Here is a 21657-nt window from a genome sequence, read left to right on the forward strand (position 1 = left end):
CGGGCGGGCCGGGCGCTCAGAGGAAGATCGAGGTGAGCCACAGCCCCACCAGGATCCAGAGCAGCGCGATATGGGCGAAATCGAGCCCGCGCATGCGGCTGCCGGGCAGGTAGGCGCTGAGCGCCAGGAAGGCCGAGGGCAGGAAGAGCGGCAGCATGCCGTTGCCGAGCGCCATGAACCGCGCGGCGGCACCGTAGACCGGCCCGCCGGTGATGCCGGCCATGGGTGCCAGCAGCACCGCCGCGCCGGCCAGCGCCAGCAGCAGCGCGACCAGCGCCGCAAGCCGTGCCGGGGCGGCGGCGCGGATCACCCGTGCCAGCGCCAGCGCCGCGATCAGCTCGAGGAAGACGAAGCGCTTGAAGACCAGAAAGGCGAGCAGGACGGGGCTGGGTTCGAACATGGTTTCCCTATCTCACGGCGGCGATCGGGCCCTCGGCGCGCCCGTGGATGAACTGTTGCAGATACGGGTCTTCGGCGGCATCCATCTGCGCCACCGGCCCCGTCCACTTGATCACCCCGTCATGCAGCATCGCCACGGTATCGGCAATGGCGCGCACCGAGGACATGTCATGGGTGATGGTCATCGCCGTGGCGCCCATCTCGGTGACGATCTCGCGGATGAGATCGTTGATGACGCCGGCCATGATCGGGTCGAGCCCGGTGGTGGGCTCGTCGAAAAAGATGATCTCGGGATCGGCGGCGATGGCACGGGCGAGCCCCACGCGTTTCTGCATGCCGCCCGAAAGCTCCGCCGGCAGCGCATCCGCCACATCCGGAGTAAGTCCGACACGGCGCAGCTTTTCGATGGCGATCTCGCGTGCCTCGACTTTGGGGCGTTTCAGCGCGCCGCGCAGCAGCCGGAAGGCGACGTTCTGCCATACGGGAAGCGAATCGAAGAGCGCGCCGCCCTGAAACAGCATGCCGAAGCGGGCGAGAAAGGCGTCGCGGTCGCCCTCGTGCACGTCCTGGCCATCGACGGTGATGGTGCCGGCATCGGGCTCCACCAGCCCGAGGATGCATTTCAGCGTGACCGATTTTCCGGTGCCGGAGCCGCCGATGATCACCATAGAGGTGCCGCGCGCGACATGCAGATCGACGTCGCGCAGCACGGTCTTGGGGCCGAAGGATTTTTTGACGCCGGAGAGGGTGATCATGGCGCGATCCTCCCGGCCTTTGCGCGGGCGGCGGGGGCGGTGTGGCGTATTTGGAAAGAGAAGATGCTGCGGGTGCGGGTCATATGGAGAAGAACACCCCCGTCAGCAGGAAGTTGGCGGCGAGGATCAGCACCGCGGCGGCCTCGACCGAGCCCTTGGTGGCGCGGCCCACGCCCTGGGCGCCGCGCCCGGATTGCATGCCGTAATAGCAGCCCATCAGCGCCGCGATTCCGCCGAAGGCGCAGCCCTTGGCCAGCGAGGAGATCACATCCAGCGGTTCGAGGAAATCCAGCGTGTTCTTGAGATAGGCGGCGGGGTTGAAGCCGAGCGAGCCGGTGGCGACGAAATAGCCGCCGAAAATGCCGATCACATCGCCGACGCCGACCAGCAGCGGCACCACGATCAGCGCCGCCAGCAGGCGCGGCGCGGTGAGGTATTTCATCGGATGGGTGGAGAGCGTCACCAGCGCGTCGATCTGCTCGGTCACCTTCATGGTGGCGATCTCGGCGGCGATGGAGGAGGTGACGCGGGCGGCGATCATCAGGCCCACCAGCACCGGGCCCAGCTCGCGCACCATGCCGATGGCGACGATCTGCGGCACCACGGCCTCAGCGTTGAAGCGGGCGCCGCCGGAATAGATCTGGAGCGCCAGGGCGCCGCCGGTGAAGACCGCCGTGAGCCCCACCACCGGCAGCGACAGCCAGCCGATCTGCAACAGCGCCTGGAGCAGCTCGCGCCCGTAGAAGGGCGGGCGCAGGATATGGCTCAGCGCGTCGCCGGCAAAGAGCGCCACCCGTCCGGCGGCGGCGAGCACGCGCAGCACCGCGCGTCCCAGCAGCGCGAGGGGGGCGGCGGGGCTCATGCGCCGAGATAGCTGCGCGAATAGCGCGCCCCGAGCGCGGTGAGAACCTCGTATCCGATGGTGCCGATGGCATCGGCGACCATGTCTACGGTCTGGTTGCGGCCCAGCAGTTCGAGATGCTCGGGCAGCTCCGAGAGCGCGGTGACGTCGACTGTGATCAGGTCCATCGACACCCGGCCGAGGATCTTGCAGCGGGTGCGCCCGGCCCAGAGATAGCCCTTGGGGGCCAACGCGCGGTGGATGCCGTCGGCATAGCCGGCAGCGACCGTGGCGACGCGGGTCGGCACGCGGGCGACGAAGGCGTTGCCATAGCCCACCGCCTCGCCCGGGGCGACGTCGCGGGTCTGGATCACCGGCAGCATCAGCTCGACCACCGGCTGCGCCTCGGAAAAGGGCATGCCGCCATAGAGCCCGACGCCGGGCCGGGTCACCTCGAAATGATAATCCGGCCCGAGCAGGATGCCGCCGGTCGCCGAGAGCGAGCGCGGCGCCTCGATGCCGTCGGTCATCTCGCGGAAACTGCGGAGCTGGAAGGCGTTCATGCCGTGATCGGGCGTGTCGGCGCAGGCCAGGTGCGACATCACCAGAACCGGCGATTGCGCCAGCGCGATATCGCGCAGGGCCGACCATTCGGCGGGCTCCATGCCCAGCCGGTTCATGCCGCTGTCGAGCTGGATGCCGAAGGGGTGGCCGGGCAGCGCCTCCACATGGCGCAGCATCTGGTCGATGGAATTGACCATCGGCACCAGCTTGTGATCGCGGATGATCTCGGCATCGCCCTGCATATGGCCCGAGAAGACGCAGATCTCCGGCCCGGGGCCGAGCGCGCGGCGCACCGCGACGCCTTCCTCGGCGACGGCGACGAAGAAGCGCCGTGCGCCTTCCTCGGCCAGGGCCGGGGCGACGCGCTCGACGCCGAGCCCGTAGGCATTGGCCTTGACGACCGCGCCGGCCTCGCCGGTGGTGAGATTGGCGAGTGCGCGCCAGTTGGCGCGGATCGCTGCGAGGTCGATGCTGAGCTGTGCCTGTGCCATGCCCTGCTTGAAAGCCAAGCCCGGCGGAGGGTCAAGAGGGAAAGACGCCGTTGCCATCTTGCCGCGCCCGCCGCGCCATGCTGGAATGCATGAGAACGGGGGAACGGCGTGGACGATATCGACATTCGGTTCTTTCTGGCCTTCCTCGCGCCGACGCTGGGTTTTGCCATCTGGTTCGTCAAGCGTGTGATGGACGAGCGCGCCGCGGAAGGCGAGCGCGAGACCGCGCGGGACAATCTGGTGCGGGCGCTCTTCGCCGAGATCGACTTCAACACGCGCGATATGGAGGTGTTTCTCGAATATTCGCCGTCGCGCGCCTATCTGGAAAAGCGCTTTGCGCAATATCCCGATCTTATTCCGCATATCACCGATGCGCGTCACACCGAGATCTACCGCAACCGGATTCGCGAGGTGCACGGCATCACCGACGGTGCCCTGCATCTGACGGTGAATTTCTACGGTCTGCTGGAAAAGATCCGCGTGCAGGTGGAAGGGGTGCAGAAGCCCAGCTTTGCAACTCTGGCGCCGGATGCGCGTGTCCGGGCGGTCGATGTGATCGTGCGCACGGCGTGGGAGGCCAAGCTCTGCGGGATCAAGCTGCTCGACGATCTCGACAGGGATCACAGAGCGCTGAAGCTGAAACGCTTCGAGGGGATCGGCACGGTTCCGGGAGAGGAGCTGTCACTGCGGATGACGGCGCTCGAAGAGGCCATCAGGGCAGCGAAGGCCCGGCATGACATCCGGCCCGGCGAAGCGGGCTGACGATGCTCAGACGATGATCGGATCGGGACCGGTCATGATGTTCCTCAACAGGATGTCTTTGTGACGTGAAGATAGCGACGCTCCGGCCTGAAATCAAGCATGCGGGCCGGAGCGTGGGGAAGCCCGGCTCAGAACGCTTCGCCGTCCTGCTGCCAGGGTTTGACGAGGTTGCCGAAGCGGGTGAACTGGCTTTCGAAGGCCAGCTCCACCGTGCCGATGGGGCCGTGACGCTGCTTGCCGATGATCACCTCGGCCTTGCCGTGCAGGCGCGACATTTTCTCCTGCCAGGCGGCCATCTCGTCGAGCCGGTCGTCGGAGGGTTTCTCGCGCTCGACATAGTATTCCTCGCGGAACACGAACATCACCACGTCGGCATCCTGCTCGATCGAGCCCGATTCGCGCAGGTCCGAGAGCTGCGGGCGCTTGTCGTCGCGGCTTTCGACCTGACGCGAGAGCTGCGACAGCGCGATCACGGGGATGTTGAGCTCCTTGGCGATGGCCTTGAGACCCATGGAGATCTCGGCGATCTCCTGCACCCGGTTGTCGGCGGTGCCGCGCAGCAGCTGGAGATAGTCGACGATGATCAGGTCGAGCCCGTGGGTCCGCTTCAGCCGCCGGGCGCGGGCGGCGACCTGCGAGATCGGCAGCGCCGGCGTGTCGTCGATATAGAGCGGGCACGCCTCCAGCTCCTTGGCGGCGTCGACGAAGCGGCGGAATTCCTTTTCGTCCATGTCGCCCTGACGGATCTTGTGGCTGGAGATCTCGGAGGCTTCGGCGAGGATCCGGCTGGCGAGCTGCTCGGCGCTCATTTCGAGCGAGAAGAACCCCACGACGCCGCCGTCGATGGCGCCCTCGCTGCCGTCGTGTTTCTGGCCGCGCTTATAGGCCTTGGCGATGTTGAAGGCGATGTTGGTGGCCAGCGAGGTCTTGCCCATCGACGGGCGCCCGGCGAGGATCAGAAGGTCGGAAGGGTGCAGCCCGCCGAGCTTCTTGTCCATGTCGACGAGGCCGGTGGAGATGCCGGCCAGTCCGCCATCGCGCTGATAAGCGGCGTTGGCGACGTTGACCGCATCGGTGACGGCGCGCAGGAAGCTCTGGAAGCCGCCTTCGGTCTGGCCCTGCTCGGCAAGCTTGTAGAGCGCCTGTTCGGCCTCGACGATCTGCTCGCGCGGCTCGGATTTCACATCGACCTTGGAGGCTTTCGACGAGATGTCGCGCCCCAGCGCGATCAGGTCGCGGCGCACCGCGAGATCGTAGATCATCTGCGCATAGTCGCGCACCGCAAAGCTGGAGACGGCCGCCCCCGCGAGGCGCGCCAGATAGGCCGGCCCGCCCAGCTCCTTCAGCCCGTCATCGTCCTCCATGAAGGCCTTGAGGGTGACCGGCGAGGCGAGGTTGTTCTTGGCGATGCGCGCCGCCGCGATCTCGAAGATGCGGGCATGTACCGGCTCGTAGAAATGATGCGGGCTGAGAATCGCCGCCACGCGGTCGTAGATGTCGTTATTGGTGAGGATCGCGCCCAGGAGCTGCTGCTCGGCCTCGATCGAATGCGGCATGGTCTCGGCCTGCTCGACCTCGACGCCGGCCGGATTGAAGACGCTGTGATCGTTCATTGCTCTGCCCCGTTTTCCCGTCTGTCGCGCGGTTTGTGCGTCATAGCCAATGCGCGTGCCGGAACCAATCGGGATATCTCTGTGGAGAACCGCCGGGAAAACCCGGTGGAGAGTCCGGCGAGGCGCATTTACCCCGCCGATATCGTAGCAGATCGCAGCTTTGCCGCAACATATGGTTGCGAAAGTGCGATTCGTGCGGGCTTATCCCCGGGCGGTTGCTGCGCGCTTACGCGCCGTTTTCCGCCTGCCACTTGCGCGGGTCGGCAAGAAACGCCTCGACCGCGTTCAGCGTCTCGGCATCGAAGCCGCCGCGCGCCTTGGCCTCGGCCAGAACGTCGTGCCAGGTGCAGAGGTAATGCAGATCGACGCCGTGATCGCCGAGCGTCTTGGTGGTCTCGGGGAAGATGCCGTAATAGAAGATCACCGCCGTATGGGCGCAGGTGGCGCCGGTCTCGCGGATGGCATCGACAAAGCTCAGTTTCGAGCCACCATCGGTGGTCAGATCCTCCACCAGCAGCACCCGCTGGCCCTCGGTCATCACGCCCTCGATGCGGGCATTGCGCCCGTAGCCCTTGGGTTTCTTGCGCACATAGGTCATCGGCAGCGCCATGCGCTCGGCGACCATGGCGGCAAAAGGGATTCCGGCCGTCTCGCCGCCGGCGATATTGTCGAAGGCCTCGAAGCCGGCGTTGCGCATCACCGTGACGGTGAGGAAATCCATCAGCGTCGAGCGCACGCGCGGGAAGGAGTTGGGCTTGCGGCAGTCGATATAGACCGGCGAGGGCAGGCCGGAGGCGAGCTTGAACGGCGTGCCGTTCTCCATGAAATGCACCGCCCCGATCTCCCACAGCATCCGCGCGGTCAGCCGGGCCATTTCTTCGGGCGAGGGGTAGGACGAGGGGATCATGGGGCGCACTCCTTGCAGATATGCGCCCGCTCTAGCCGGATTTCGCGCCTGCTTGAAGCCCCGGGATGTGTGTCGGCGCGAAATGTGCCGGCCCCGGCACGGCCCGATCTATGCCCGGTGCGGAAACGAGCCCGAAGGGCGCCGCACCATCGCCGGCCCGCCCGACCGGGCTGGCGATTTGGCTGTGCCTGCTGTGTCGTTGAGAGGTGCTTCGGACTTGGCCGGGATAAATCGAGAGGATCGACCCCTCGGATCGCCACCCAGCGGGCCGACGATGGTGCGGCTTTTGCCGATCCGTTCAGGATACGCGCAGAGCATTCGGTTGGGCATCGGTTGCCCGATGCCCCGCACGGTTATCTGGCGCCGTCGCGCTGTTTGCCTCGATATTGTGCCGCAGCGGCGGTCATTCCACGCGCCAGTGCAGCGGGAATCCCGGATCAAAGACCGTGACCGGGCCCTCGCCTGTCTCGATCTTCGGCGGATATTGCACCGGCGCGCCTTTGGTCAGGGTCAGCGTGTCCTCATTGGCGGGCAGCCGGTAGAAGCGCGGCCCGTTCAGCGAGGCGAAGCCCTCCAGCCTGTCCAGCGCGCCGGCCTGTTCGAAGACCTCGGCGAGGATCGACAGGGTGTTGGTGGCGGTGAAGCAGCCGGCGCAGCCGCAGGCGCTTTCCTTGTTGGGATCGGTATGCGGCGCGCTGTCGGTGCCGAGGAAGAAACAGGCCTCGCCACCGGTGGCGGCAGCCAGCAGCGCCTGGCGATGGATCTCGCGCTTGGCCACGGGCAGGCAGTAGTAATGCGGCTTGATACCGCCGACGAGGATGTGGTTGCGGTTGATCACCAGGTGATGCGTGGTGATCGTGGCGCCGAGATCGGCGCCGCCCGCGCGGGCGTAATCGGCACCGTCCTTGGTGGTGATATGCTCCATCACCACCCGCAGCCCCGGCGTGCTGCGGCGGATCGGGTCGAGCACCCGGTCGATGAACACCGCCTCGCGGTCGAAGATATCCACCTCCGGATCGACCACCTCGCCATGCACGCAAAGCGGAATGCCGCGATCGGCCATGGTCTCCAGCACCGGGCGCACCTTGTCGAAATCGCGCACGCCGGAGGCGGAGTTGGTGGTGGCGCCCGCCGGGTAGAGCTTCAGCGCGGTGATGAGCCCGTCCTCATGCGCCTTGGCCACATCCGCCGGATCGGTGGTTTCGGTCAGATAGAGCGTCATCAGCGGGGTGAAGCCGCTGCCCTCGGGCAGGGCCGCAAGGATGCGCTCGCGATAGGCGGCGGCCTGATCGCCGGTCACCACCGGCGGTACCAGATTGGGCATGATGATCGCCCGGCAGAAATGGCGGGCGGTTTCGGGGGCCATGGCCCGCAGCATCTCGCCATCGCGCAGATGCAGGTGCCAGTCGTCGGGGCGGCGAAGCGTGATCTGGGTCATGGCCGAGCCGATAGCACGCGGCGCGGCGCCGGGCCAGAGGCAACGGGCGGCACATTATGCCGAAACGGCGCGCCTCGCCGCGATGCCTCAAGGTGAGTATTTATCGGAAAGATGAAGCACAGGCCGCGCTTTCATCTTTCCGCAAATACTCCCGCCGGAGGCGTCCTGTCCGATTCACTCGGCGCTGCGGGTCGCGGTCAGCTCGACGATCACCTCGACCTCATGGCTGAGCTGCCCGGCATCGGCCATGTTCTCGCCGATGCCGTAATTCATCCGGTCGAGCGTGGTGCGCCCGCTCATCTCTGCCGTATCGCCGTCGAGCGTCAGCGAGAAGGGCAGCGAGACGGGGACTTCGGCGCCTTTCAGGGTCAGCGTGCCTTCGGCGACATAGCCATCGGCGGCGTTCATCAGATCCGCCTGGAAAGTGGCGGTCGGGTGGGTCTCGGCGGCAAAGAAATCCGGCCCCAGCGCCTGCGATGTGACAGAGCCCAGCGTCAGCGACGGGATCGAGATCGTCACCGTGACCTCGCCGGTCTTGCCCGGCGCGGCCTGCGGCTCGAAGGCGATGGCGGCGGTCCAGTCGGCAAAGCTGCCGGTGACCTCGGAGCCCATCTGCACGAGGCTGATCGACAGCGTGCCTTCCTGCACCTGCCAGTCGCTCGCCGCTTGTTCCAGCGCCGGGCTCTCCGCGCGCTCGTCCTGCGCGAAATAGCCCGCCGCCGCGCCGCCGCCCAGCACGCCGGCCCAGACCAGCAGGGCCAGCGCCAGCGGCAGGGCAAAGCCGTGGCCATGGCCCTCGCCGCCGGCAGGGGTGCCGCGCGCCATGCGTGCCAGCGTCGCGTCGCGGTCGATCAGCGTGTGTTTCAACGCGCCCACGATATGCAGGACCAGCGCGCCCACCAGCGCCCATTGCGACAGGAAATGCACCGTGGCGGCGGTCTCGGCCAGCTGCGGCGAGGTCGGCACGAAGGGCAGGTTCTGCCCGAGGGGCCAGAGGATCGGCGCAAACCCGTCGGTCGCCGCGTGCTCGACCCAGCCCGAAAGCGGCACCAGCACCAGTGCCGCGTAAAGCACCCAGTGGATCGCCTCGGCGAGCAGCGTCTCGCCCTTGCGATGCGGATGCAGCGGCACCGGCTTCGGCTGCACCAGCGCCCAGAGGATGCGCCCCAGCGCCAGCAGGAACAGCGCCACGCCCAGCGTCTTGTGGACCGAGAACAGCGTGGTCTTGAGCGCGATCTGATCCGCGTCCTGCATCGGCGCCAGATGCGCGATCCAGCCCAGCGGGATCATCAGCAGAATGCCGAGCGCGATCAGCCAGTGAAAGGCGCGCGCGACCGGGCCGTAGGTGGTGGGCGAATTGGCGAGGGGCATCTTGCGGCTCCTGAGGGTTGTGCTCCAGCTTCGTCCCTACCTAGCGGTGCTGCGCTGCGGCGCAATTGCGAAGCTGCGCACATTCAGCGTGCATGAGCGTTGCGAAAGCGTTGAGAGACCGCTATGGGAGGCGCCCAAACCGCCGTGTTACCGCAGAAACCGCATCCGATGGGAGGAGCCGTCCATGTCCCGAGCATTCATTTTCCCCGGCCAGGGCGCCCAGGCGATCGGCATGGGCCGGGCGCTGGCCGAGGCCTACCCGGCGGCGCAGGCCGTGTTCGACGAGGTCGACGCGGCGCTTGGAGAAAAGCTCTCGGCGCTGATCTGGGAGGGCGATGCCGAGACGCTGACGCTGACCGAGAACGCGCAGCCGGCGCTGATGGCGACCTCGATGGCGGCGCTGCGGGCGCTGGAGGTCGAGGGCATCCAGGTGGGCAGCGCAAGCTTTGTCGCCGGCCATTCGCTCGGCGAGTATTCCGCGCTGACCGCCGCCGGCGCGCTGAGCATCGCCGATGCGGCGCGGCTGCTGCGCACGCGCGGCCTTGCCATGCAACAGGCGGTGCCGGTGGGCGAGGGCGCCATGGCGGCGCTGCTGGGGCTCGATCTCGCCGCCGCGCGCGAGGTGGCCGAGGCCGCCGCCGCACCGGGCGAGGTCTGTGCCGCCGCCAATGACAACGATCCGGGCCAGGTGGTGATTTCGGGCAGCAAGGCCGCCGTCGAGCGCGCCGTGGAACTGGCCAAGGAGAAGGGCGCCAAGCGCGCGCTGATGCTGCCGGTGAGCGCGCCCTTCCATTGCGCGCTGATGGCGCCCGCCGCCGAGGTCATGGCCGAGGCGCTGGCGGGGGTCGAGATCAAAGCCCCCTCGGTGCCGCTGGTGGCCAATGTGCGCGCCGCCGCGGTGACCGATCCGGCAGAGATCCGCGCGCTGCTGGTCGAGCAGGTCACGGGCTCTGTCCGCTGGCGTGAATCGGTGGAATACATGGTGGCGCAGGGCGTCACCGAGTTCTGGGAAATCGGCGCCGGCAAGGCGCTCTCGGGCATGGTCCGGCGCATCCACCGCGCCGCCGCCGTGCAGGCGGTGGGCACGCCCGAGGACGTGGCCAAGGTGCTCGAGGCCGCATCGGCCTGAGCGGCACGGGAAACGAGGCAGGGAGTTATACGGACATGTTCGACCTTACGGGAAAATGCGCGCTGATCACCGGCGCGTCGGGCGGCATTGGCGGGTCCATCGCCAAGGCGCTGCACCAGGCGGGCGCCACGGTGGGGCTGTCGGGCACCCGCGAGGCGCCGCTTCAGGCGCTGGCCGAAGAGCTGGGCGAGCGTGCCTTCGTGCTGCCCTGCAACCTCTCGGATGCCGAGGCCGTGGCGGCGCTGCCGAAACAGGCGGCGGAGGCCATGGGCAGCGTCGACATTCTGGTGAACAATGCCGGCATCACCCGCGACAACCTCTTCATGCGGATGTCGGACGAGGAATGGCAGTCGGTGCTGGACGTGAACCTCACCGCGACCTTCAAACTCTGCAAGGGCGTGCTGCGCGGCATGATGAAGGCGCGCTGGGGCCGGATCGTGAACATCTCTTCCATCGTGGGCGCCACCGGCAATCCCGGCCAGGGCAACTATGCCGCCGCCAAGGCCGGCATGGTGGGCATGTCGAAATCGCTCGCCTATGAGGTCGCGTCGCGCGGGGTGACGGTGAATGCCGTCGCGCCGGGCTTTATCGAGACCGCGATGACCGACAAGCTCAACGACGACCAGAAGGCCGCGATCATGGGGCAGATTCCCGCCGGGCGCATGGGCTCGCCCGAGGAAATCGCCGCCGCCGTGCTCTACCTTTCGAGCGCCGAGGCCGGTTACGTGACGGGCTCGACCCTGCACGTAAACGGTGGCATGGCGATGCTGTAAGGGCAGGGGCGGAAAGCATTTGCCAAGCGGTCGCCTTATGGTATAGGCGCGCAAGGAATGAGGCCGGGGGGCGCGGTTTACCGCGTTGCAAGGCCGGTCCCGGGCATCCGGGAAGAGCCGCCCGTCTCGGGCGTGAAAAGCCTCCACCCCGGTGGGGCAAGGGCAGAACGGGGCCGCGGGCCCGGAGAAATGTGAGGACGGAATAATGAGCGATATCCCTGATCGCGTGCGCAAGATCGTTGTCGAGCATCTCGGCGTGGAAGAGGACAAGGTGACCGAGAGCGCGTCGTTCATCGACGATCTGGGCGCAGACAGCCTCGACACCGTCGAACTGGTCATGGCCTTCGAGGAAGAGTTCGGGATCGAGATTCCGGACGATGCGGCCGAGACCATCCAGACCTTCGGCGATGCGGTGAAGTTCATCAAGGAAGCGTCGTAAGGCGCTTTCCGGAGCCTCCGGACTATTGTAGCGGCGTCCCTTGCGGGCGCCGTTTCGCGTTTTTTGGGGGGAGTGTGGTGGTCGGAACTACAGATCGCCGATTTATGGGCGCCATGCTAGGGCGAGCCGCGCCATCGCCGGCCCGTGGGTGGCGATCTCAGCTCTGAACCTCTCGATTTATCCCGGCCAAGTCCGAAAGACCTTAACACGCAGCGCTGTTGTCACCAAATCGCCAGCCCGGGGGACGGGCCGGCGATGGCGCGGCGGCTTCGCCTTGATTCCGCGCCAGGGCACCGCTCAAATGTAGGGTGGGCAAGTGGTCACCAGCCATCTTCGGAAGGGGTCAGACGTGAAGCACATGGGCCGCACCCCAAGAGCGCGGCCCACCACGATCACCCGTCGAAATCGACCTCTTCGATGAGCCGCAGCGCCTCGGCGCGGTGATCGGCGAGCTCCATCAGGTTCACGTCATCGGCGGTGAAGCTGCCCCAGCTCTTCACCAGATCGTCCGCCTCGGTGCCCGGCGCGACGGGGTATTCATAGTTGGCATGGGCATAGATCTCCTGCGCCTCGGGCGAGGTGAGGAATTCCATCATCTTCAGTGCGTTCTCGCGGTTCGGCGCCGCTTTGGTCATCGCCACGCCCGAGATATTCTCATGCGTGCCGCCGCCCTCGAAGACCGGGAACAGCACATTGACCGATTCCGCCCATTCCACCTGCTCGGGATCGTTCAGCATCTGGCCCATGTAATAGGTGTTGCCGAGCGCGATATCGCATTCGCCGGCCCAGACCGCGCGGACCTGCGCCCGGTCGTTGCCCTGCGGCTTGCGCGCCAGATTGGCCTTGAGCCCTTCGAGCCAGGCCTTCGTCTCTTCCTCGCCATGGTGGTAGAGATAGGCCGCCGCCAGCGCGACGTTATAAGGATGCGTGCCCGAGCGGGTGCAGAGGCGCCCGCGCCATTTCGGATCGGCAAGATCCTCGTATGTGGTCACCTCGGAGGGATCGACCCGCTCCTTGGAGGCATAGGCGATGCGCGCCCGCGTCGTCAGACCGAACCACTGGTTGCCCGGGTCGCGATATTGCGCCGGCACGTTTTCCTCCAGCACGGCGCTTTCCACCGGCTGGGTCACGCCGGCATTCACGATGGCCGAGAGCCGCGCGATATCGACGGTAAAGACCAGATCGGCGGGCGAGCGGTCGCCCTCGGCCTGCAACCGTTCCACCAGACCGTTGCTGAGATAGGCGACATTGACGTCGATGCCCGTGGCCTCGGTGAAAGCGTCGGTCAGCGGCGCCAGCAGCTCCGGCTGGCGGTAGGAATAGAGGTTGACCTCTTCGGCCAGGGCCGGGCTGGCGGCAGCGAGCAGGGCGATGGCGGTGGATGCAAGGCGCATAAGGTTGACTCCGGTCTTGCGGTTACAATTGCCGGATAGAAACCCGATTAAAACTGTCAGGTCAATCTTTGTGCACAGCTTTCAGGCGTTTTTCTCTTTTTCCCGGCGCTTTTCCGCATCCCAGAGCGCGTCCATCTCCTCCAGCGTGCTGTCCTCCGGGCGGCGGCCCTTTTTGGCCAGCGCTGCCTCGACCGCGCCGAAGCGGCGGGTGAACTTGGCATTGGTGGCGCGCAGCGCGGCCTCCGGGTCGATCTTCATATGCCGTGCGAGATTGGCCATGACAAAGAGCAGATCGCCGAATTCCTCCTCGATATGGTCCGGCTCGGTGGCCTCGCGCAGCTCCTGCGCCTCCTCGACGATCTTGTCGATCACCTGATCGGTCGACGGCCAATCGAACCCCACCCGTGCCGCACGCTTTTGCAGCTTCACCGCGCGCAGCAGCGCCGGCAGGCCCATGGCCACCCCGTCGAGCACGCCCTTTTCCGCCTTGGCCGCGCGCTCCTGCGCCTTGATCGCCTCCCAGTCGGCGGTTTGCTGCTCCGGCGTCTTGGCGTTCGACTCGTCGCCGAACACATGCGGGTGCCGCGCCACCATCTTGTCCGACATGGTGTCGGCCACCTCGTCGAAGCTGAAAAGGCCCTTTTCGCTCGCCATCTGCGCGTGAAACACCGACTGGAACAGCAGATCGCCCAGCTCGCCCTTCAGCTCGCTCCAGGCCTCACGCTCGATCGCATCGGCGACCTCATAGGCCTCTTCGATCGTGTAGGGCGCGATGGAGGCGAAATCCTGCTCGATATCCCAGGGACAGCCGGTTTCAGGATCGCGCAGCCGCCGCATGATCTCCAGCAGCCGCGGCATTCCGCCCTTGGGGTTGTGGATCAGATCGTCGCTCATGGACTTCCCCCGCATTTCGGTATTGGGTTCTGTCCTGCGACATGCATCTCCCGGAGTCCACCCATGCCCATCGTCAACCGCATCGCCGATTACGCCGGAGAGATGAAAACCTGGCGCCGCCATCTGCACCGCCACCCGGAGCTGAGCCTCGATTGCCACGAGACAGCCGCCTTCGTGGTCGGCAAGCTGCGGGAATTCGGTATTTCGGATATACACGAAGGGATCGCGCAAAGCGGCGTCGTGGCGGTGATCGAGGGGCAGGGCGACGGGCCGGTGACCGGGCTGCGCGCCGATATGGACGCGCTGCCGATGGAGGAGGAAACCGGGGCGGACTACGCCTCCGAAGTGCCGGGGCGGATGCATGCCTGCGGTCATGACGGCCATACGACGATGCTGCTGGGCGCGGCGAAATACCTCGCCGAGACGCGGAAATTCGCGGGTAAGGTGGTGCTGATCTTTCAGCCGGCGGAAGAGACCATCGGCGGCGGGCGCATCATGGTCGAGGAAGGCATCATGGAGCGTTTCGGCGTCGAGGAGGTCTATGCGCTGCATACCGATCCCTCGCGCCCGCTGGGCGAGATCGCCACGCGCACCGGCCCGCTGATGGCGGCGGTGGACGATTTCGAGCTGCACCTCACCGGGCGCGGCGGCCATGCGGCGCATCCCGACACCTGTATCGACCCGATCCCCTGCGCGCTGGCCATCGGTCAGGCGCTGCAAACCGTGCCCGCGCGCAACACCGATCCGCTGGAATCGCTGGTGGTGTCGCTGACCGTGGTGCAGACGGGCTCGGCCACCAATGTGATCCCGGAAACCGCCTATCTGGCCGGCACCGTGCGCAGCTTCGATCCCGGCATTCGCGACATGGCGGAAAAGCGCATTCGCGAGATCGTTGCCGGGCAGGCCATGGCCTATGGCGTCACCGCCGAGCTCGATTATCAGCGCAATTACCCGCCCACCATCAACCACGCGAAACAGACGGAGTTCGCGGTTTCCGTCGCGCGCGGGATCGTGCCGGAGGTGGAGGACGAGTCCGTGCCCTCGATGGGGGCGGAGGATTTCTCTTACATGCTGGAGGCGCGTCCCGGTGCCTTTCTCTACATGGGCCAGGGCGAGGGGCCGTTTTGCCATCACCCGAAATTCGATTTCAACGATGAGGCGGCGCCCATCGGGGCCAGCTTCTTCGCCCGGCTGATCGAGACCCGCCACCCCTTGAAGGGCTGAACGCTTTCGCGTTTTCATGGCCCGCATAAGGAGACCCCCATGCCCGTGATCAACTCCATCGCCGCCGAGGCAGACACGCTGACGGAATGGCGCCGCCATCTGCACCGACATCCCGAGCTGCTGTTCGACTGTGTGAAGACCGCCGCCTTTGTCTCTGAAAAGCTGAGATCTTTCGGTATTTCGGAAATACACGAAAGGGTCGCGCAGACCGGCGTCGTCGCGGTGATCGAGGGCCGCGCGCCGGGTCGCACCATCGCGCTGCGCGCCGATATGGACGCGCTGCCGATGGAGGATCTCTCGGGCACGGATCACGCCTCCACCGTGCCGGGCATGGCCCATACCTGCGGGCATGACGGCCATACGACGATGCTTTTGGGGGCTGCGAAATACCTCGCCGAGACGCGCAATTTCGCGGGCCGCGTGGTGCTGCTGTTCCAGCCGGCCGAAGAGGGCGGCGGCGGTGGCAAGGTCATGGTCGAGGAAGGCGTGATGGACCGGTTCGGCGTCGAGGAGGTCTATGGCATCCACAATTCCCCGGGCGAGCCCGAGGGCCATATTCTGACCGCCCCCGGCCCGCTGATGGCCTCGGCGGACGAGTTTCGCATCGAGATCGCCGGGCAGGGCGGCCATGGCGCCGAGCCGCATATGAGCACCGATCCCGTGCCCGCCGCCGCCGCCATGGTCGGCGCTTTGCAGACCATCGTCAGCCGCAATGTCAGCGCCATCGACCGGCTGGTGGTTTCGGTCACCGAGATCCATGCCGGCACCGCGCATAATATCATCCCCGGCACCGCCTGGCTGGGCGGTACGGTGCGCAGTTTCAGCCCCGAGACCCGCGATCTGGCCGAGCGCCGGCTGCGCGAGATCGCCGAGGCGCAGTCCGCCGTCTATGGCTGCACGGCGCAGGTGATCTATGATCGCGGCTATCCACCCACGGTCAATCACGCGGCACAGGCGGCCTTTGCCGCAGAGGTGGCGCGCGCGGTGGTGGGCGACGACAAGGTGCGCGACGATATCGACCCGATCATGCCGGCGGAGGATTTCTCCTACATGCTGGAGGCACGCCCCGGCGCCTATCTCTTCCTCGGGCAGGGCGACACGCCCAATTGCCACCACCCGAAATACGATTTCAACGACGCCATCGCGCCGGTCGGCGCGTCGTTCTTCGCGCGGCTGGTGGAAACCGCGCTGCCCCTGAAAAGCTGAGGGATCTCATGGCACTGGAAGACGCAAAAACCCAGATTGACCACGCTTTCACCCGCGAGGACCTGAAGGGGCCGAGCTTTGAGAACGTGTTCGGCGGCGCCACCTCCTTCCTGCGGCGCAAATACACCAAGGATCTGCGCGGGGTGGATATCGCCGTGACCGGCGTGCCCTTCGACCAGGCGGTGACCAATCGCACGGGCACGCGGCTCGGGCCGCGCGCGATCCGCGAGGCGAGCGCGCTGCAACCCTGCGACGCGCCCTATGGCTGGGGCTACGATGTGCTGAGCGAATTCGCTATCGCCGATTACGGCGATCTGGCCTTTGACTATGCCAATGTTTCGGCCTTTCCCGAAACGCTGGAAAAACATATTTCGGGAATCCTCGAACAAGGCGCCGCGACGGTGACGCTGGGCGGCGATCACTCGATCACCCTGCCGATTCTCAAGGCCCATGCGGAGAAATACGGGCCCCTGAGCGTGATCCAGTTCGATGCCCATACCGACACCTGGGCCGATGACGATTTCAGCCGCATCGACCACGGCACCTTCATGTATAAGGCGGTGAAGCTCGGTTATGTGGACCCGGCGCGCTCGGTGCAGATCGGCATCCGCACCGACAATCCCGACACGATGGGATTTCACATCCTCGACGCCCGCGAGGTGCATCGCGAGGGGCCCGAGACCGTCGCCGCCCGCATCCACGACATCGTCGAGCGTCACCCGGTCTATCTTACATTCGACATCGACGCGCTCGACCCGGCTTTCGCGCCGGGCACCGGCACGCCGGTCTGGGGCGGGCTCAGCAGCCATCAGGCGGCGGTGATGCTGCGCGGGCTTGCCGGGATCAACCTCAAGGGCGGCGACGTGGTCGAGGTCTCGCCGCCCTTCGACACCACCGGTGCCACCGCCATCGCGGCGGCGCATGTGGCGACCGAGCTGCTTTGCCTCTGGGGCTGGACGCGACGTAAAGGTTGAATGCGCTTCGGCGGATTCCCGCGATTGTGAGCGCAACGGCCTTTTCCCGCCGGGCAGAATCATGTGAACAGGAGAGCGCGCGGCCCGGGCAGGGATTTGCTGTGCCCGGATTGCCCGGCGCTGCCGGATCGCGATGTTCAAACGAAAGGGCCGTTCGTCTTGCGGATTCTGTTCTGGATCATTCTGCTCGCCGTGATCGGCGGGCTCGCCTGGATCCGTCTTGCCCCGTCCGATCCCGCCGTCTGGCATGTGGATCCCAAGGTGAGCGCGGATCAGGATCTGGCCAGCGGCGTGCGGCGGCGAATCTCCGGCGGCGAGGCGGTCTTTGCCGCGCTGCATCGCATCATCCTGGAAACGCCGCGCACCGAGGTGCTGGCCGGCACGCCGGATGAGGGGCGGGTGACCTATATCACCCGCTCGCAATGGATGGGCTTTCCCGATTACACCACGGTGCAGCTGGGCGAGGGGCATCTGGAGCTTTACGCACGCCAGCGCTTCGGTCAGTCGGATCTCGGCGTGAACCGGACCCGGGTCGAGGGCTGGCTGGACCGGCTCGGCGCCGCGGAGTGACGGCAAATTCCTCAAAAGGAATTTGCAAATCTCTTCGAAGAGATTTGTGCCGCCCTTGACGCCTGCGCGGTTTCGGGGAAGACAGTGGCGCCATGATCCCCGCAGACCGTCTTCAGCAGATCCGAGAGCGTTTCGAATATCTTGAGGCCCGCATGGCCGAGGGATCGGGCGATATTGCCGCTCTGGGCCGCGAATATGCCGAGCTGAAACCGGTGGTCGAGCAGATCGCGGATTGGGACCGGCTCCAGACCGATCTCGCCGAGGCCGAGGCGATGCTGACCGATCCCGAGATGAAGGCGCTGGCCGAGGAGGAACTGCCCCTGCTGCGCGCGCGGCTGCCCGAGGCGGAGCAGGCGCTTCAGCTCTCGCTGCTGCCCAAGGATGCCGCCGATGCGCGCCCGGCAATCCTCGAGATCCGCCCCGGCACGGGCGGCGAGGAGGCGGCGCTCTTCGCCGGCGATCTCGCCCGCATGTATCAGCGCTATGCCGAGGCGCGCGGCTGGCGCTGGGAGGTGATTGAGGAGCAGCCGACCGAGCTTGGCGGGCTGCGCGAGCTGGTGGTGCGGATCGAGGGCGACAATGTCTTTGCCCGGCTGAAATTCGAATCCGGCGTGCACCGCGTGCAGCGCGTGCCCGAGACCGAGAGCGGCGGCCGCATCCACACCTCCGCCGCCACCGTCGCCGTATTGCCCGAGGCCGAGGCGGTAGATATCGACATCGCCCCTGGCGATATCCGCATCGACACGATGCGCAGCTCCGGTGCCGGCGGTCAGCACGTCAACACCACCGACTCGGCGGTGCGGATCACCCACCTGCCCACCGGTATCGTGGTGACCAGCTCGGAAAAATCCCAGCACCGCAACCGCGAGATCGCGATGAACGTGCTGCGCGCCCGGCTCTTCGACATGGAGCGCCAGAAGGCCGCGCAGGACCGCGCCTCGGACCGCCGCAGCCAGGTCGGCAGCGGCGACCGCTCCGAGCGCATCCGCACCTATAACTTCCCCCAGGGCCGCATGACCGATCACCGCATCGGGCTGACGCTCTACCGGCTCGACCAGATCCTCGGCGGCGATATCGACGAGATCGTCGATGCGCTCACCGCCGATGCGCAGGCGGCGCAGCTCGCGGAGATGGGCGCGTGAGGCGCGCCGGGGCGGGGGGAAAAGAATTTTCGGAGGAAAATTCTTGGGCGCGCCGATGACGGGCACGGCGCTTCTGGCCGAGGCGGTGCGACAGCTCGCAGAGGCGGGCATCCCCGATCCCGCCCGCGATGCGCGCCGGCTGCTGGCGCATGTGCTCGGCATCGCGCCCGGACGACTGACGCTGGTTCTGCCCGATCCGGTCTCTCAGGACCATGCCGCCGCCTTCGCCGCCCTGATCGCCCGCCGCGCCGCCCGGGCGCCGGTCTCGCATCTGACGGGCCAGCGCGCCTTTTACGGTCGCAGCTTTCGGGTCACCCCCGATGTGCTCGACCCGCGCCCGGAGACCGAGATCCTCATCGCTGCGGCGCTGGAGCAGCATTTCACACATCTGCTCGACCTCGGCACCGGCTCCGGCTGCATCCTGCTCACGCTGCTGGCGGAGCGCTCCGAGAGCCGGGGAATCGGCACCGATCTCTCGGACGCCGCGCTCGCCGTCGCCACCCGCAACCGCGACGCTCTGCACCTCACCTCACGCGCCACACTGAGGCAGGGCGACTGGTATGCCGCGCTTGGGCAGGTGCCGGAGCGCTTCGACCTGATCGTCTCGAACCCGCCCTATATCGCGCTGGCCGAAATGCCGGGGCTGGAAGACGAGGTGCGCCTACACGAGCCGCGCCTGGCGCTGACCGACGAGGGCGACGGGCTTGGCGCCTATCGTGCCATCGCCGCCGGCGCGGCGCGGCATCTTGTCCCGGGCGGGCGGATTCTCGTCGAGATCGGCCCCGATCAGGCCTCGGCGGTCGGCGCCCTGATGAGGCAGGCCGGGCTGGGCGATGTCGCGGTGATCCAGGATTTCGACGGGCGCGACCGGGTGGTTTCGGCCCGTCTGCAAACGCTTTGAGTCGAATGAGACGCGGATTTCTGCCGGATTTCCGGTCACCTTCACCGATTTTCCCTTGTTTCCGGGCCCCGGACATGGTTAGTCATGAGAGATCGGAGCGGTGGATGCCTTTCGGCGGTCCCGCCCGACATTAACCCTACATAAGTGTGACCCCGCATTGGATGGCGCCCTAAGCGCCGCAGGGTCACAGGGACAGTCAGACACAAGGCTGATAGCAGAACAACATGCGATCCTCGAAATCCCGTTCGCGGTCGAAGAACAACCGCAACCGCAACTCGCTGGGCAATGTCGTCAACCGGGTGTTCGACAGCTCTGGCCCCGAGGGCAAGGTGCGCGGCACGCCGCAGCAGATCATCGACAAGTACAACCAGCTGGCGCGCGACGCCTCGCTGGGCAATGACCGTGTCGCCGCCGAGAACTTCCAGCAGCATGCCGAGCATTACATGCGCATGCTGTCCGAGGCGCAGCGCGAGGTCGATGCCCGGCGCGAGCAGCAGGAGCGCGAGAACCGCGAGCGCCAGTCGCAGCGTGACCGGGAACGTGCCGAGCGCGATGCGCAGAAATCCTCCGATCGCGAGGAGGGCGACGCGCAGCCGCAATCGCAGCCGACGCCGCAGGACACGCCGCGCGCTCAAGAGGGCGGCGCGCCGCAGTCCGACGTGATCGACATGGGCGGCTCCGAAGATGCCGGTCTGGTGGAGACGCCGGAAAATCGTGAAACCCCGCCGCCCGCTGCGGAGGAAAAGCCCAAGCGCCCGCGCCGTCCGCGCAAGAAGGCCGAGCCGGCCGCCGAAGAGGGCGCAACTGCGGAGGAAAAGCCCGCCCGCAGCCGCGCGCCCCGCAAGAAAGCCGATAAGACCGACAAAACCGATAAGGGCGAGGCTCCGGCACCAGACGCCGCTGAGTAAGCTCTTGTAACAAGATACAGAAACGCCGCACCCCGGTCTCTCCGGGGCGCGGCGTTTCCGTGTCAGGTCAGGGTCAGGTCAGGTGTCAGGCCAGCGCCCGGGCCAGCGCGCAGAACTGCTCCAGCGAGACCTGCTCGGCCCGTTCCGTCGGCGCGATGCCTGCCGCCTCCAGCCGGTCCTCGATATCCGGCGCCAGCCCCTTCAGCGCGGCGCGCAGCATCTTGCGGCGCTGGTTGAAGGCGGCGGCGACCACGCGCTCCAGCACCGCGCGCTCGGCGGGAAAACGCGGCTCGGGCAGGGCGCGCAGATGCACCACGGCGGACGAAATCTTGGGGGGTGGGGTAAAAGCCGAGGGCGGCAGGCTCAGCACGATCCGCGCCTCGGCGCGCCACTGCGCCAGCACCGCGAGACGCCCATACGCCTTGCTGCCCGGCTGCGCCACGATGCGCTCGGCCACCTCGCGCTGGAACATCAGCGTCAGCGTGGTCCAGAACGGCGGCCAGGCCTCCGGCGTCAGCCAGCGCACCAGAAGCTCGGTGCCGACATTGTAGGGCAGGTTGGCACAGATCGCGATAGGCGGGGTCAGATGCGCCAGCGGATCGACCTGCAACGCATCGCCCGAGATCACCTCCAGCCGCCCGGGATAGGCTTCGGCGATCTCGGCCAGTGCGGGCAGGCAGCGCGTGTCCTTCTCGATGGCCAGCACCTTGCGCGCGCCCTCGGCCAGAAGCCCCCGGGTCAGCCCGCCGGGGCCGGGGCCGACCTCCAGCACATCCATGCCCGAGAGATCGCCCGCCTGCCGCGCGATCTTGGCGGTCAGGTTCAGATCCAGCAGAAAGTTCTGCCCCAGCGATTTCTTCGCCGAGAGCTCATGCGTCGCGATCACTTCGCGCAGCGGCGGCAGCCCGTCGATCCCGCTCATGTCTTCATCTTTCTCAAAATATTCACCGCGACGCGGGACG

Annotated in this window: 22 protein-coding genes; 11 read left to right on the top strand and 11 right to left on the bottom strand. The window is 66.8% G+C overall.

All coding sequences use genetic code 11. From position 1 onward, the window contains the following. Window positions 1–16 precede the first annotated feature (16 nt). The 4 genes from Ga0080574_RS21210 to alr form a co-directional block, all read right to left on the bottom strand. Entirely contained in the window at window positions 17–400 is a 384-nt protein-coding gene (locus Ga0080574_RS21210; protein ID WP_076704171.1) for a hypothetical protein, read from the bottom strand. A 7-nt stretch (window positions 401–407) separates the two neighbouring features. After that, window positions 408–1154 carry an ABC transporter ATP-binding protein gene (locus Ga0080574_RS21215; protein ID WP_076704174.1) on the bottom strand — a complete coding sequence of 249 codons (747 nt, stop codon included), beginning with the start codon at window positions 1152–1154 and terminating at the stop codon, window positions 408–410. A gap of 79 nt (window positions 1155–1233) precedes the next feature. Further along, on the bottom strand, window positions 1234–2016 hold the full coding sequence (locus Ga0080574_RS21220) for an MlaE family ABC transporter permease (protein WP_076704177.1): 783 nt from the start codon (window positions 2014–2016) through the stop codon (window positions 1234–1236). Continuing rightward, complete coding sequence (alr, locus tag Ga0080574_RS21225; protein ID WP_076704180.1) at window positions 2013–3050, bottom strand: alanine racemase; 1038 nt, start codon at window positions 3048–3050, stop codon at window positions 2013–2015. Before alr ends, Ga0080574_RS21220 begins: the two co-directional genes overlap by 4 nt. 108 nt (window positions 3051–3158) lie before the next feature. On the opposite strand from alr, the gene Ga0080574_RS21230 reads away from it, so the two are divergent. Next, window positions 3159–3812 carry a hypothetical protein gene (locus Ga0080574_RS21230; protein ID WP_076704183.1) on the top strand — a complete coding sequence of 218 codons (654 nt, stop codon included), beginning with the start codon at window positions 3159–3161 and terminating at the stop codon, window positions 3810–3812. A gap of 128 nt (window positions 3813–3940) precedes the next feature. Here Ga0080574_RS21230 and Ga0080574_RS21235 read toward each other — a convergent pair whose 3' ends face one another. From Ga0080574_RS21235 to Ga0080574_RS21250, 4 genes are all read right to left on the bottom strand, one after another. Next, complete coding sequence (locus Ga0080574_RS21235) at window positions 3941–5425, bottom strand: replicative DNA helicase (RefSeq protein ID WP_076704186.1); 1485 nt, start codon at window positions 5423–5425, stop codon at window positions 3941–3943. A gap of 226 nt (window positions 5426–5651) precedes the next feature. Continuing rightward, a complete protein-coding gene (locus Ga0080574_RS21240; protein WP_076704189.1) occupies window positions 5652–6332 on the bottom strand; it encodes an orotate phosphoribosyltransferase in 681 nt (226 codons plus the stop codon). 403 nt (window positions 6333–6735) lie between these two features. After that, the gene (gene pyrC / locus Ga0080574_RS21245) at window positions 6736–7770 is read right to left on the bottom strand and encodes a dihydroorotase (RefSeq protein ID WP_076704192.1); all 1035 of its coding nucleotides are present in this window, start codon (window positions 7768–7770) and stop codon (window positions 6736–6738) included. 174 nt (window positions 7771–7944) lie between these two features. Next, on the bottom strand, window positions 7945–9141 hold the full coding sequence (locus Ga0080574_RS21250) for a cytochrome b/b6 domain-containing protein (RefSeq protein ID WP_076704195.1): 1197 nt from the start codon (window positions 9139–9141) through the stop codon (window positions 7945–7947). A gap of 184 nt (window positions 9142–9325) precedes the next feature. Between Ga0080574_RS21250 and fabD the strand changes: the two genes are divergently transcribed. The 3 genes from fabD to Ga0080574_RS21265 all read left to right on the top strand — a co-directional run bounded on the left by fabD (window position 9326) and on the right by Ga0080574_RS21265 (window position 11482). Further along, a complete protein-coding gene (gene fabD, locus Ga0080574_RS21255; protein ID WP_076704197.1) occupies window positions 9326–10270 on the top strand; it encodes an ACP S-malonyltransferase in 945 nt (314 codons plus the stop codon). A gap of 35 nt (window positions 10271–10305) precedes the next feature. After that, on the top strand, window positions 10306–11043 hold the full coding sequence (gene fabG, locus Ga0080574_RS21260; protein WP_076704200.1) for a 3-oxoacyl-ACP reductase FabG: 738 nt from the start codon (window positions 10306–10308) through the stop codon (window positions 11041–11043). A gap of 205 nt (window positions 11044–11248) precedes the next feature. Further along, entirely contained in the window at window positions 11249–11482 is a 234-nt protein-coding gene (locus Ga0080574_RS21265; protein WP_007800270.1) for an acyl carrier protein, read from the top strand. A 392-nt stretch (window positions 11483–11874) separates the two neighbouring features. Here Ga0080574_RS21265 and Ga0080574_RS21270 read toward each other — a convergent pair whose 3' ends face one another. Both Ga0080574_RS21270 and mazG read right to left on the bottom strand, forming a co-directional pair. After that, window positions 11875–12876: a Fe(3+) ABC transporter substrate-binding protein gene (locus Ga0080574_RS21270; protein ID WP_076704203.1), complete on the bottom strand. Its 1002-nt coding sequence runs from the start codon at window positions 12874–12876 to the stop codon at window positions 11875–11877. An 81-nt stretch (window positions 12877–12957) separates the two neighbouring features. Next, window positions 12958–13770 carry a nucleoside triphosphate pyrophosphohydrolase gene (gene mazG, locus Ga0080574_RS21275; RefSeq protein WP_076704206.1) on the bottom strand — a complete coding sequence of 271 codons (813 nt, stop codon included), beginning with the start codon at window positions 13768–13770 and terminating at the stop codon, window positions 12958–12960. A gap of 63 nt (window positions 13771–13833) precedes the next feature. Here mazG and Ga0080574_RS21280 point away from each other — a divergent pair, with 63 nt between their 5' ends. From Ga0080574_RS21280 to Ga0080574_RS21310, 7 genes are all read left to right on the top strand, one after another. Further along, on the top strand, window positions 13834–14994 hold the full coding sequence (locus Ga0080574_RS21280) for a M20 aminoacylase family protein (protein WP_076704209.1): 1161 nt from the start codon (window positions 13834–13836) through the stop codon (window positions 14992–14994). Between the two features lie 39 nt (window positions 14995–15033). Beyond that, window positions 15034–16200, top strand: coding sequence for a M20 aminoacylase family protein (locus tag Ga0080574_RS21285; protein WP_076704211.1), 1167 nt, complete (start codon window positions 15034–15036; stop codon window positions 16198–16200). Between the two features lie 8 nt (window positions 16201–16208). Then, the gene (gene speB, locus Ga0080574_RS21290) at window positions 16209–17174 is read left to right on the top strand and encodes an agmatinase (protein ID WP_076704214.1); all 966 of its coding nucleotides are present in this window, start codon (window positions 16209–16211) and stop codon (window positions 17172–17174) included. A gap of 165 nt (window positions 17175–17339) precedes the next feature. Further along, window positions 17340–17744, top strand: a complete 405-nt coding sequence (locus tag Ga0080574_RS21295; RefSeq protein WP_380659263.1) for a DUF1499 domain-containing protein — start codon at window positions 17340–17342, stop codon at window positions 17742–17744. 92 nt (window positions 17745–17836) lie between these two features. Then, window positions 17837–18886, top strand: coding sequence for a peptide chain release factor 1 (gene prfA / locus Ga0080574_RS21300; protein ID WP_076704220.1), 1050 nt, complete (start codon window positions 17837–17839; stop codon window positions 18884–18886). Between the two features lie 55 nt (window positions 18887–18941). Continuing rightward, a complete protein-coding gene (gene prmC / locus Ga0080574_RS21305; RefSeq protein ID WP_076704223.1) occupies window positions 18942–19787 on the top strand; it encodes a peptide chain release factor N(5)-glutamine methyltransferase in 846 nt (281 codons plus the stop codon). A 224-nt stretch (window positions 19788–20011) separates the two neighbouring features. Next, window positions 20012–20695 (top strand): DUF4167 domain-containing protein, encoded by a 684-nt coding sequence (locus Ga0080574_RS21310; protein WP_076704226.1) that lies wholly within the window; start codon window positions 20012–20014, stop codon window positions 20693–20695. An 85-nt stretch (window positions 20696–20780) separates the two neighbouring features. On the opposite strand, the gene rsmA is transcribed toward Ga0080574_RS21310, so the two are convergent. Next, a complete protein-coding gene (gene rsmA / locus Ga0080574_RS21315; RefSeq protein ID WP_076704229.1) occupies window positions 20781–21617 on the bottom strand; it encodes a 16S rRNA (adenine(1518)-N(6)/adenine(1519)-N(6))-dimethyltransferase RsmA in 837 nt (278 codons plus the stop codon). Between the last annotated feature and the right edge of the window lie 40 nt (window positions 21618–21657).

Origin of the sequence: Salipiger abyssi (assembly GCF_001975705.1) — a bacterium.
GTDB lineage: Bacteria > Pseudomonadota > Alphaproteobacteria > Rhodobacterales > Rhodobacteraceae > Salipiger > Salipiger abyssi.